10 protein-coding genes are annotated in these 10,788 nt (G+C 70.3%); 8 read left to right on the plus strand and 2 right to left on the minus strand.

Annotation, left to right across the window (positions count from 1 at the left end):
* Window positions 1-11 precede the first annotated feature (11 nt).
* The gene (locus VN461_09250) at window positions 12-1,649 is read left to right on the plus strand and encodes a protein kinase (protein ID HXB54954.1); all 1,638 of its coding nucleotides are present in this window, start codon (window positions 12-14) and stop codon (window positions 1,647-1,649) included.
* Here VN461_09250 and VN461_09255 read toward each other — a convergent pair.
* On the minus strand, window positions 1,633-2,448 hold the full coding sequence (locus VN461_09255) for a sterol desaturase family protein (GenBank protein HXB54955.1): 816 nt from the start codon (window positions 2,446-2,448) through the stop codon (window positions 1,633-1,635). The two genes, VN461_09250 and VN461_09255, sit on opposite strands and share 17 nt — an antisense overlap.
* Window positions 2,449-2,591: 143 nt before the next feature.
* Here VN461_09255 and VN461_09260 point away from each other — a divergent pair, with 143 nt between their 5' ends.
* The 4 genes from VN461_09260 to VN461_09275 are packed head-to-tail and all read left to right on the plus strand — an operon-like array spanning window position 2,592 to window position 5,533.
* Window positions 2,592-3,203 carry an RNA polymerase sigma factor gene (locus tag VN461_09260; GenBank protein ID HXB54956.1) on the plus strand — a complete coding sequence of 204 codons (612 nt, stop codon included), beginning with the start codon at window positions 2,592-2,594 and terminating at the stop codon, window positions 3,201-3,203.
* Window positions 3,200-3,841 carry a zf-HC2 domain-containing protein gene (locus tag VN461_09265; GenBank protein HXB54957.1) on the plus strand — a complete coding sequence of 214 codons (642 nt, stop codon included), beginning with the start codon at window positions 3,200-3,202 and terminating at the stop codon, window positions 3,839-3,841. Before VN461_09260 ends, VN461_09265 begins: the two co-directional genes overlap by 4 nt.
* A 17-nt stretch (window positions 3,842-3,858) precedes the next feature.
* The gene (locus tag VN461_09270; protein ID HXB54958.1) at window positions 3,859-4,731 is read left to right on the plus strand and encodes a DUF4097 family beta strand repeat-containing protein; all 873 of its coding nucleotides are present in this window, start codon (window positions 3,859-3,861) and stop codon (window positions 4,729-4,731) included.
* A 28-nt stretch (window positions 4,732-4,759) separates the two neighbouring features.
* Window positions 4,760-5,533: a DUF4097 family beta strand repeat-containing protein gene (locus tag VN461_09275; protein HXB54959.1), complete on the plus strand. Its 774-nt coding sequence runs from the start codon at window positions 4,760-4,762 to the stop codon at window positions 5,531-5,533.
* 167 nt (window positions 5,534-5,700) lie between these two features.
* On the opposite strand, the gene VN461_09280 is transcribed toward VN461_09275, so the two are convergent.
* Window positions 5,701-8,511, minus strand: coding sequence for a BamA/TamA family outer membrane protein (locus tag VN461_09280; GenBank protein ID HXB54960.1), 2,811 nt, complete (start codon window positions 8,509-8,511; stop codon window positions 5,701-5,703).
* Window positions 8,512-8,596: 85 nt separating this feature from the next.
* Here VN461_09280 and VN461_09285 point away from each other — a divergent pair, with 85 nt between their 5' ends.
* The 3 genes from VN461_09285 to VN461_09295 all read left to right on the plus strand — a co-directional run.
* The gene (locus VN461_09285) at window positions 8,597-9,868 is read left to right on the plus strand and encodes a Xaa-Pro peptidase family protein (protein HXB54961.1); all 1,272 of its coding nucleotides are present in this window, start codon (window positions 8,597-8,599) and stop codon (window positions 9,866-9,868) included.
* 55 nt (window positions 9,869-9,923) lie between these two features.
* Complete coding sequence (locus VN461_09290; GenBank protein ID HXB54962.1) at window positions 9,924-10,559, plus strand: NUDIX domain-containing protein; 636 nt, start codon at window positions 9,924-9,926, stop codon at window positions 10,557-10,559.
* Window positions 10,560-10,576: 17 nt separating this feature from the next.
* Window positions 10,577-10,788, plus strand: a 212-nt coding sequence (locus VN461_09295; protein ID HXB54963.1) for a CoA pyrophosphatase, incomplete at its 3' end; no start/stop codon positions are given.

The following is a 10,788-nucleotide window of genomic DNA, read 5'->3' on the forward strand; positions in this document are numbered from 1 at the left end:
CATGGGGCTCCATGATCGGCCGCACCCTGTCCCATTACACGATCCTGGCCGAGATCGGCCACGGCGGCATGGGCGCGGTCTACCGCGCGATGGACAGCCGCCTCGGCCGCGAGGTGGCCCTCAAGATCCTGGCCCCCGGCCCAAAGGACGATCCCGAGCGCGAGCGCCGCTTGCGCCAGGAGGCCCAGGCCGCGGCCTCCCTCACCCACCCGGCCATCTCGGTGGTCTACGAGATCGACCAGGCGGAGGGCTACACCTTCATCGCCATGGAGCTGATCCGCGGGGAGCCGCTCGCCGCCCTCATTGGACGCGGGCCCCTCCCGCCCTCCCGCGCCCTCGAGCTCGCGCTCGAGGTGGCGGAGGGACTCGCGGAGGCCCACGCCCGGGGAATCGTCCACCGCGACCTCAAGCCCTCCAACGTGATGGTGACGGAGTCGGGCCGGGTCAAGATCATCGACTTCGGCCTGGCCAAACTGACCTCGGGCGGCGACGCCCTCGACAGCGGGGCGGTGACCCCGCCCCGGGGCCAGACCGACCCCGGCCGCATCATCGGGACCGCCGCCTACATGTCTCCCGAGCAGGTCCGGGGCGGGAAGGTGGATCCCCGGAGCGACATCTTCAGCTTTGGCGTGCTCCTCCACGAAATGCTGACCGGGGTGCGCGCCTTCCAGCGGGAGACGGGTGTCGAGAGCCTGAGCGCGGTGCTCCGGGATCCCCCGCCCCGGCTCTCCGGCCTCGACCTCGGCGAGGCCCAGCCCGAGATGGACCGCATCCTGGGCAAGTGCCTGGCCAAGGACCGGGAAGATCGCTACCAGGGAGCGCGCGACCTGGCCGTCGACCTGCGCGCCCTACAACGGCGGCTGGCCGCGGGGCCGGCCGCACCCCCGCCCTCCCCCGCCCACCCTCCCCGCCAGGGCCTGGGGGTCGTGATCGTGGACGACGAGGAACCTGCGCGCGCGATCCTCCGCGAGTACCTGGCCGCACAGGCCGGGGTCGAGATCCTGGCCGAGTGCCGGAACGGGTTCGAGGCCGTCAAGGCGGTGGCCGAGCTCCAGCCGGACCTCGTCTTCCTGGACATCCAGATGCCGAAGCTGGACGGTTTCGAGGTCTTGGAGCTGATCGGCCGGGAGGTGGCGGTCATCTTCGTCACTGCCTTCGACGAGCACGCGGTGCGGGCCTTCGAGGTCAACGCGGTCGACTACCTGCTGAAGCCCGTGAGCGCGGATCGCTTCACGGCCGCCCTCGATCGCGCGCGCCAGCGGGTGCTGGCCTCCCGGCCGACCCCGGTCGCGGAGGTCCTGGCCGCCGTCCAGCCCCCCGACCGCGCGCGGGAGCGGATCCTGGTCCGGCAGGGACCCAAGGTGCACGTGATCCCGGTGGAGAGGCTGGACTACGCCGAGGCCCAGGACGATTACGTCTGCCTGCACACGGAGGGGAAAGCGCTCCTGAAACAGCAGACCCTGGGCGAACTGGAAATGAGCCTGGACTCCGCTCGCTTCGTCCGGATCCACCGGTCGTTTCTCGTGAACGTGGAGCGCCTGGCCAAGATCGAGAGCGACAGCAAGGAAGCTCGGACGGCGGTGCTCCAGGACGGCACGCGGCTGCCGGTGAGCCGCACCGGCTTCTCCCGGCTCAAGGGCCTGCTCTAAGTCGGAAGGGGTAAGCGAGCTGGCCGAGGAGGCCTGGGGGCACCTCCTCCCGGTCTAGGCCGAACCGCTCCGGCTGCCGGCCCCTAGGCAGATAGAACGTGCCGAAAGCGAGGTCGAGGAAGGGAAAGAGGCCCGCGAAGTTCTTGTCCCGCCCCTCTTCCTCGCAGGTGTGGTGCCAGCGGTGGAAAGCGGGGCTGGCGAGCAGGTAGCGCACGGGCCCGAACGTCCAGGGGACGTTCGCGTGGAGCAAGATCGCGTAGAAGGTCAGGAACGGCACGTAGCCGGCCAGGACTCCGGCCGAGAAGCCGAGGAGCAGGAGGGGGATCACCGCCGTCACCCGGGACAAGAGGTCGTTCACCGGGTGGAGGCGCACGGAGGACAGCCAGTCGAGCTCCTTGGAGCCATGGTGGACGGCATGGAAGGGCCAGAGCCAGCGGCCGTGGAAGAGGCGATGAGTCCAGTAGCCGATCAAGTCTCCCAGGAGCAGCACTTCCAGCACCTGGAGCACGGCCGGCTGGCCGGAAGCCAGGCGGGTGGGGGAAAACACGAAGGCCTGGATGTGCGCCCGGTCGAGGGGCACCCCCGCCAGCAGAGCCAGGAGCACCACCGCCACCATCACTCCGGCCCGGGTGACCCCTCGGGTCACGAGGGGAGTGAAGAACCAATAGGCCAGGTCCGTGAGGAAGCCCCGTCGCCGCAGGGGCTGTCCCCGAACCGCGGGGAAGAGGCGCTCCAGCGGCCACAGCACGGCGCCGAGCAGGAGCAGCCCGAGCACGACCCCGCCGAGCGAGGGCCCCATAGTCCTGATCTTAGGACAGCGCCGGCGGGAGCGGGGTTGGGGGATTCTGGGAGGCGGGGACGCTGCGGTCCCCCGCCGGGGACGATCCTTAGGCCTCGATCGGTTTCAAACCATTGCCCCCCTTGCGGTATCTCAAGGGTTGCGTGAGACTTCTGGCCCGTTCTGGAGGAGCCGGCGTCGCCAGCGGGGGAGGCTTTATCCGGGTCGGGGCGGAGGAGGACCGGCAAGCCGACGAGCGGCGCCTCGTGCGCCAGGCCCAAGCCGGGGACCTCTCCGCCTTCGAGGGGCTCTACCGGGCGAACGAGCGCCGAGTGTACGCTCTGTGCTTCCGGATGTCGTCGGATCCCTCGCTGGCGGAGGAGCTCACCCAGGAGGTGTTCGTGCGCGCGTGGCAGAAGCTGGGCTCGTTCCGGGGAGAGAGCGCGTTCTCGTCCTGGCTCTACCCCCTGGCCGTGAACGTGGCCCTATCGGAACGGCGCTCCCGCCGCAGGCGGACATCACGCGTGATGATCACGGACGACCTCACGCCCTTCGACGTGCCCCGTCCGGGGAAGCGGCCGGGACCCGAGGCCGGCTTCGACCTCGAGAGGGCCATGGCCGGGCTGCCCCCGGGGGCGCGGGCAGTCTTCGTGCTCCATGACGTGGAGGGTTACCGCCACCAGGAGATCGCCGCCCTCCTGGGCCTGGCGGAGGGAACGTCCAAGGCCCAGCTCCACCGGGCCCGTAAGCTCTTGCGAGAGGCGCTCGGAGAATGAACTGCGCGGAGGCCGAGGACCGGCTCGACGACTACGTGGACGGCTCCCTGCCCGAGGCCGAGTTCCAGGAGATGGAGCTGCACCTCGCGGGCTGTCCTCCCTGCCGGGAGCAGGACAGGCGGCTGCGCGCGGTGCTGGCCCAGGCGGCGGCCCTCCCCAAGACGCTCTCCCCCGCCCGCGACCTCTGGCCGGGAATCGCGGGGAGGATCGAGGGACAAAGGCGCGCTCCCCTGCGCGGCTGGCGGCCGATCGGCCTGGCCGCGGCCGCGGCCGTGGCCATCGCCCTGGGGGCCACGCTTTTCCCGCGCCCGGGGCCCCCCGTCGCTCCGGCCCCGCCCCCCGGTCTGCCCGTGGCCGTCTCCCCGGGCAGCGACGCTCTCCCGGAGGTCGAGGCCGACTATGCGCGGGCCACCACCGCGCTCCTGGCCGCCTTGAGCGAGCGCCCGAGCTCCCTCTCCTCCGAGACCCTGGCCAGCGTGCAGAAGAACCTGGACGTGATCGACCGCGCCCTGGCTGAGGTACGGGAGGCGCTTCGGAAGGACCCCGACAACGGCGAGCTGACCCACATGCTGGTCGCCACGCATCGCAAGAAATTGGACGTGCTGCGACGGGTGGTCAGGCTCTCGACGCAGCTCTAAGAAGGACTGAGCAGCCCATGAGAACCCACATCCTTGCCCTTTCCCTCACCCTGGCCGCGGGAGCGGCCGTCGCCCAGACCTCCATGGACCAGCGGCGTCCGGCCGCTCCCGACGGTCTGGTGGAGATCGAGAACTCCGCCGGCTCCATTCGGGTCATCGGCTGGAACCGCAACGAGGTCGCGGTCTCGGGCACCCTGGGCCGGCGGGCCAGTGGCCTCGAGTTCTCGGGCGACCCCCACCGCACCCGCATCGAAGTCCAGGCGGAGGGGAACCCCCACGCCGTGCACGCCGACCTCGAGGTCCATGTCCCCGCGGGCAGCCGTCTGGAGATCGACTCTTACGCGGCCAGCATCACCATCACCGACGTAACGGGGGCGGTGAAGGCGGAGACCGTGAACGGCAGCATCTCCATGACGGGGGGATCGAAGGAGGTGAACCTCCAGACCGTGAACGGGAGCGTGGAGGTGACGAGCCCGGCCAACCGCGTCCACGCGGAGTCGGTGAATGGCGCGGTCACGGTGCGGGACGCGAGCGGGGAGGTGGACGCCTCCACCGTGAACGGCCGCCTGGTGGTGGTGGGGGGCACCTTCCAGCGCGCGCGCCTGGAGACGGTCTCCGGGAGCCTGCGCTTCGAGGGCGACCTCGCCAAGAAGGCCACCCTGGACGCGGAGACGGTGAGCGGCAGCGTGGAAGTGGTCCTGCCCGCGGGGGTCGCCGCCGACTTTTCGGTCTCCACCTTCAGCGGCGACATCGAGAACGAGCTGGGGCCTGCGGCCCAGAAGAGCAGCCGCTACACGAGCGAGAAGAGCCTGAGCTTCAGCACGGGGGCGGGCGGGGCGAAGGTGTCCGTGCAGACCCTGAGTGGTTCGATTCGGCTCCGCAAGCGCTAAACCCAAGAAAAGAGCGAGGAGAGAAGCGATGAGCCTCAAGCCGATGTTGACCCTGGGCCTTTCCGCTGTCCTGGCCGGGCCCGTCTTCGGGGCGGATTTTCACTGGCAGGGCAAGATCGCCGCGGGGGCGACGGTCGAGATCAAGGGCGTCAACGGGGGTATCGAAGCCTCCGCCGCCCCTGGCAGCGAGGTCGAGGTGACGGCGGTCAAGCATGCGCGGCACAGCGACCCCGCCGAGGTCGAAATCAAGGTTGTAGAGCACGAGGGGGGCGTCACCATCTGCGCGGTGTACCCCAGCCCCAGTTCCACCCCCAACGAATGCCAGCCCGGATCCGGTGGGCGCATGCACACCCAGAACAACGACACGAGCGTGGATTTCACGGTCAAGGTCCCGGCGGGCGCGCGCTTCGTCGCCCGCACCGTGAACGGGGGCATCGAGGCCGAGGCTCTCTCCGGGGACGCCGAGGCCTACACCGTGAACGGTGGCATCAAGGTGCAGGCCGGCGGCCATGTCCACGGTGAGACCGTCAACGGCGGGATCAAGGCCTCCCTCGGTCGCACGAACTGGACGGGCGCCCTGGCCTTCAAGACCGTCAACGGAGGGATCACTCTCGACCTCCCACCCGACGCGGGAGTGGAGCTGAACGCGGAGACCGTGAACGGGGACATCACCTCCGATTTCCCCCTGACCGTCCAGGGCAAGCTCTCGAAGCGGCGGATCAGCGCCACTATCGGGAGCGGCGGCCGGCAGCTCTCGGTCTCCACGGTGAACGGCGGCATCCAGATCCGCAAGGGACCCTGAGAGCACCCTCCTTGGGGTGATCGCCAATACCCGCAGCTGGGCGGGTCTCGAGCCTCCCAACCCCGAAACTCTTGCCTCCGCCCTTGAGCACCCGCTCCGGCCGTGAAGCGTGACTTTGGCCTGTGGGGGTTGGCTTGAAGCAAGACGGGCGCGGCCCCGAGAGGAACTCAAAAAGCGAGGCCGAGCCGGAAGTAGACGCGGGTGTCCCCACCGGCCGCAAAGCCGCGGGCCAGACTCACTTGCCCGGTGAGGGGGAGACGGTGGCCGAGGTAGGTGTCCGCCCCCAAGGATAGGCCGGCCGCGGTCTTGACGTCCCCCAGCCGGAAGACGCCGCTCCAGGCGTGGGCGGCGTCGAAGAAGGCCGTGGTGTGCAGGTGGCGGATGAAAAGGGGAAGCGAGCGCTCCCCCCTCTCCAGGGCGGCGAGCGGCACCCGGTACTCCAGGTTCGCCTCTGCGAAGTTCCGGCCGGGGAAGGCGTTGTCGGGATACCCCCGGAGAACGGCCATGTTGGTCTTGACGAGGTCGAAGAGGTCGGTGTCGGGGAAGCCGCCCACCGCGAAAGAGCGCTGAAAGCCGGGCTGGCCGACGGTTAAGCCTCCGCCCGTCCGCAGGGCCAGCACGTCCGACTCCCCGAAAAGCCGCCAGTAGGCGCGGGCGTCGGCGCTGACCTTCCCCAGCGACAGACTGCTGCCGAACGAGGGGTCCTCCTTGAGATAGGCGAGCCGGAGCCGATAACCGTCCAGGGGCGAGATCGACAGGGGGTACTGCTTGGCCGAGCTCAAGGTCCAGGCGGCCTCCACGCCTCCCAGGTCCAGGGGCGGCCCCGTCGTTCCCTCCCCCTCCTGCCGCTCCCGCCGCCAGGTCACGGAGAAGGTCTGCGACGAGCGCAGGGAGACCCAAAGAGGGACGGAAGCCAGAAGGTTCAGGCGACGGGTGCGCAGGATGCCCTGGCTGCCGAGATCCTTCTCGTCCTCGAGGGTCAGGAGGAGGGTGGGCCAGAGGCGATCGTACTGATAGAAGCCCTGGGTGCTGAAGCGGCCCGATGCCGTGCCGCGGTAGACGTCGAGGCCCCACACGTGGCGGAAGAGCGGATCCGACCCCGCGGTGGCCGCCCCGTAGAGCGTCTCGCGGTCGGCGCTCCTCAAGTAGGGCGTCCAGAAACGCGGCAGCAGGGTCGGGAAGGGGCGGTAGGTCCGAGCGGCCGCAGTCTCGGGTTCCGGGTCCGGGCCGGGCGGGGGGTAAGGATCGCGGAAGGGCTCTGCCGGGGGGGCCCGGGCCAGGTCGAGGGGAGCCAGGTGGACGTCGTAGCCGCGCGACGAGTAGGCCGCGAAGGCCACCTCGGAGCCGCTCGGGCTCACGGAGGGCGAAAAGGCGCCCCCCAGCACGTTGGTGACGCGCAGAAGAGCGCGGTCTTCGCGGCGCAGAGCGTACAGGTTGGAGACGCCGTCCCGGTCGGAACGGAAGATCAGGTACTCGCCATCCGGCGTCCAGGTCGGCTCCACGTCCTTGGCCCGATCCTCGGTCAGGTTGGTGGCCTCGCCGGTGGCGGGATCCACCTCCATCAAATCCAGCCACCCGCCCGCCGTCCAGCGCGAGGCGGCGATCACGTCCCCCTGTGGCCGCCAGTGGGGGCCGCTCCACTCCGTGCCGGGAGGAGAGTTGGTCAGACGGCGGAGGCCGTGCCCGTCCATGCCGATGGTGAACAGGTCGCTGCGGTCCCCCAGGCGACGGACGAACAGGATCGAGGCCCCGTCGGGAGCGACGTCCGGATCGCGAGCGCGAAGCCCGCGGGTGAGCCAGCGCACCCGGCCGCTCGCGAGCTCCACCCTCCGAAGGTCCGAGAAACTCGAGAAGGCGTGGAAGAGGTCGGGTTCGTCGTAGACGAGGGCGCGGCCATCCGGCGTCCAGGACAAGGAGGTGCCCCCGTTGCGGTCGGCGAGCTTCCGGTCTCCGCTGCCGTCGGGACGCATGAGCCGGATGGCCGGAAAGCGGGTGAGGGTCTGGCTGGAATAAGCGATCCAGGCGCCGTCCGGGCTGAAGCGGGGCTCGGTCTGGCGGATTCCGCGCGTGGTCAGAGCACACGAAGGGGTGAGCCCGGTGGCCTCGATCCGCTCCGCCTCGCGCTCGGCACGGGATCGTTCCTCGGCCGACCACTCCCGCCAGAGAGCGTGGAAGCTGCTTCCCGTGACCCGAACCGAGGTGAGGTCGTCGAGATAGGGGATCAGGTGCCCCGCCTGAACGCGCGCCAGCTCGGGCAAGGTGCCGGGGCCCGACCGCGCCGTCATCTCCCGCAGAAAAGCCTCCCCGAAGAGGTAGGAGGCCTGGCCCTCGGGCCAGCGGTCCAGGGCGAGGACCGCCTGGTCCTCGCGGAGGAAGGCGCCCTCGAGGGCGGCCATGCGGAGGACCATGCGTGCGTCCGGGTTCCGGCCGCGCCCGAAGGCGGTCCCCTCGGTCTCTTCGTAGGTGGCCAGGCCCTCGACCATCCAGGTCGGGGCGAAGAGGTTGGGAAAGAGGTAGGGGGCGCGACCAAACACCTTGCGCCCGGCTCGGACGAGCCCCCGGCCCTCGTCCAGGTGGACGCTGTGGGCCAGCTCGTGGGTGAGCACGTAGCGGAGCCAGCCCGTGAAGTTGCCGAAGTCGTCGCTCCCATCCGGGGAGGCGGCACGGATGTAGACGAGCGGATACGGGAAGGGCGTCGAGTAGCCGTTAGGATCGTCCTCCACATCGGCAAGCACGATGTTCAGATGGCCCACGCGGTGGCGGTAGCGCGCCTCGTGGCCCTCGAGGATCTCGGTGGCTAGGGCCGCGGCCTGGCGGGCCATGGCCTCCAGTCCCTGGTGGTAGTGCACGGTCACCCGCGCGCTGGAGATGCTGTAAAACCGGAGGTGGGGGGGGAAGGAGGCTCCCTCGGCACGGGTGGCCAGGGCCAGAAGGGGGAGGAGGACGGCGAGCCTGGCCGTCCGCGAGGCGTGGTTCATGCCCGCATGGAGGGTAACACGGGCCCGCCGCTTGCGCGCGCGCCCGCGGCTGGTACCATCCCTCGTCACTTTGGCAGGAGGCCCTATGTCTTTCTCGCGCCGCGCGCTCCTCCGACTCTCGGGAGCGGCCGCCCTTGGCTCCCGTCTTCATCCTCCCACAGAGCTGGCCGGCGAGGACCTGCCTCTGCCCGCACCCCTCGCCGAACTCAAGCCCATGACCGCGGGCATTCCCCCCATCGGCCTCGAAGAGCACAAGGCCCGACTCCTCGCCGCCCAGCGGCTGATGACGGACGCCGGCCTCGACGCTATCGCGGTGGGGCCGGGCACCGGCCTCACCTACTTCACGGGTGCGGAGTGGGGGCTCTCCGAGCGCTTCCTGGGCCTGGTCTTGACGAGGGAAGGCGACCCCGCTTGGATCACGCCCGCCTTCGAGAAGACGCGGGCCCTCGAGCAGATCCGGATGGGCTCCGACGTGCGGGCCTGGGAGGAGCACGAGTCCCCCTACGACCTGGTGGCGTCGATCCTGCGCGACCGCAAGGTGGCCGGCGGCCGGATGGGGATCGAGGAGACGATGCCCTTCGTCTTCGCGGACGGGATTGCCAAAGCGGCCCCCGCTTTGCGGCTGGAGAGCGCCACCCCCGTCACCGCGGGCTGCCGCATGATCAAGGACAGCCACGAAATCGCGCTCATGCGGCGGGCCGGTCAGATCACCCTCAGCGCCCACCGCGCGGTCTTCGCATCGCTCAAGGAGGGGATGACGCAATCCCAGGTCTCGGCCCTGTCGGCCCAGGCCCACCGCCGTCTGGGTATCCCGGGGGGCTCCCTCGTTCTCTTCGGGGCGAACGCCGCCTTCCCCCACGGAACCAAGCAGCCCCGACCCCTGAAGGCGGGGGACGTGGTCCTGATCGACGGCGGTGGGAGCTTCCACGGATATGCGAGCGACATCACCCGCACCGGCGTCTTCGGCGCCCCTCCCACGCCGCGCCAGCGCGAGGTCTGGGACCTCGTCCGCAAGGCCCAGGAGGCGGCCGTCCGGGCCGGCCGGCCGGGCGTGGAGTGCCAGGCTCTAGACGCGGCCGCCCGCAAGGTCATCACGGACGGGGGCTTCGGCCCCGCCTATGCCAGCTTCACCCACCGTCTGGGCCACGGCATCGGCATGGACGGCCACGAGTGGACCTACCTCGTGCGGGGCAACTCCACCAAGCTTCGGCCAGGAATGTGCTTCTCCAACGAGCCGGGGGTGTACCTCCCGGGGGAGATGGGCATCCGGCACGAGGATGTCATGACCGTCACCGAGGACGCGGTCGAGAATCTCACCAAGTGGTCGGGCAGCCCCGAGGACCCGGCGGTGATCTGATGCTCCCCCGACTCGCGACGACGCGGCGGACAGCTTCCCCCGCCGGGGAAGCCGCGTGAAGGATCCCCGCGAGGAGCTTCTAAACATCTATGACGCTGCGGGGGCGGTCGTGGATGCGCGGCCGCGGCGGGAAGCCAAGCGCTCGGGTCTGGCCGTGGGCGCGGTCAATATCCTGCTTGTGAACGCCCTCGGCCAGATCCTGCTCCAACGGCGACCGCCCGACAAAGAGAACGGCGGGCGCTGGGACAAGTCGGTGGGCGGCCACGTGAGCGCGGGCGAGACCTTCGACACCACCGTCGTGCGGGAGGCGGGGGAGGAACTCTTCGAAGACGCGCACTCGCCCGCCGTACGCCTGGTCCCGAGCGCGGAGGCCTTCCCGGGAGCGCTGGCCGGCGCCGACCTGACCCGTACCGTCGTCTTTCGACAATTCTCCTTCCAGCGCAACCTGCGGGACGTGAGATACGCGCCCGAGGGCGGATTCCGAAACGTTCTCTACCACGTGGCGATCTATCTGGGCCGCACCGACATCCCCCTCTCGGGCTTCCACCCTCAGGCTACGGAGGTGGAGGACCTCCGCTACTTCCCCGCCGGGGATGTGGACCAGATGCTGCTCAACAGCGCCCTCGCCCCCAACATGGCCTTCCTCTGGCTCACCCACGCCGCCGACCTCCTGGCGCTCGTCCGCCCCTGACGCGGTAAAATCGACGGATGGCGGCCACCACCTGGGACGACGTGCGACGCGCGCTGGCTCTTCGCCCGCCAACGCAGGTGGCGGAACCAGCCGCCTCTCGCGCGGCGGTGGCGCTGATCCTGAGGGAGGCAGCGAGAGGACTGGAACTGCTCTTCATCCGGCGGGCCGAGCACGACGGGGACCCCTGGTCGGGCCAGGTGGGGTTCCCGGGCGGGCGCGCCGAACCGGG

The organism is Vicinamibacteria bacterium (assembly GCA_035570235.1).
Lineage (GTDB): Bacteria > Acidobacteriota > Vicinamibacteria > Fen-336 > Fen-336 > DATMML01.

Bases quoted from the DNA above. Each gene is read 5' to 3' on its own strand.
- VN461_09250 (HXB54954.1), top strand. From the start codon at position 12: ATGATCGGCCGCACCCTGTCCCATTACACGATCCTGGCCGAGATCGGC.
- VN461_09255 (HXB54955.1), bottom strand. From the start codon at position 2,448: ATGGGGCCCTCGCTCGGCGGGGTCGTGCTCGGGCTGCTCCTGCTCGGC.
- VN461_09265 (HXB54957.1), top strand. From the start codon at position 3,200: ATGAACTGCGCGGAGGCCGAGGACCGGCTCGACGACTACGTGGACGGC.
- VN461_09270 (HXB54958.1), top strand. From the start codon at position 3,859: ATGAGAACCCACATCCTTGCCCTTTCCCTCACCCTGGCCGCGGGAGCG.
- VN461_09275 (HXB54959.1), top strand. From the start codon at position 4,760: ATGAGCCTCAAGCCGATGTTGACCCTGGGCCTTTCCGCTGTCCTGGCC.
- VN461_09280 (HXB54960.1), bottom strand. From the start codon at position 8,511: ATGAACCACGCCTCGCGGACGGCCAGGCTCGCCGTCCTCCTCCCCCTT.
- VN461_09285 (HXB54961.1), top strand. From the start codon at position 8,597: ATGTCTTTCTCGCGCCGCGCGCTCCTCCGACTCTCGGGAGCGGCCGCC.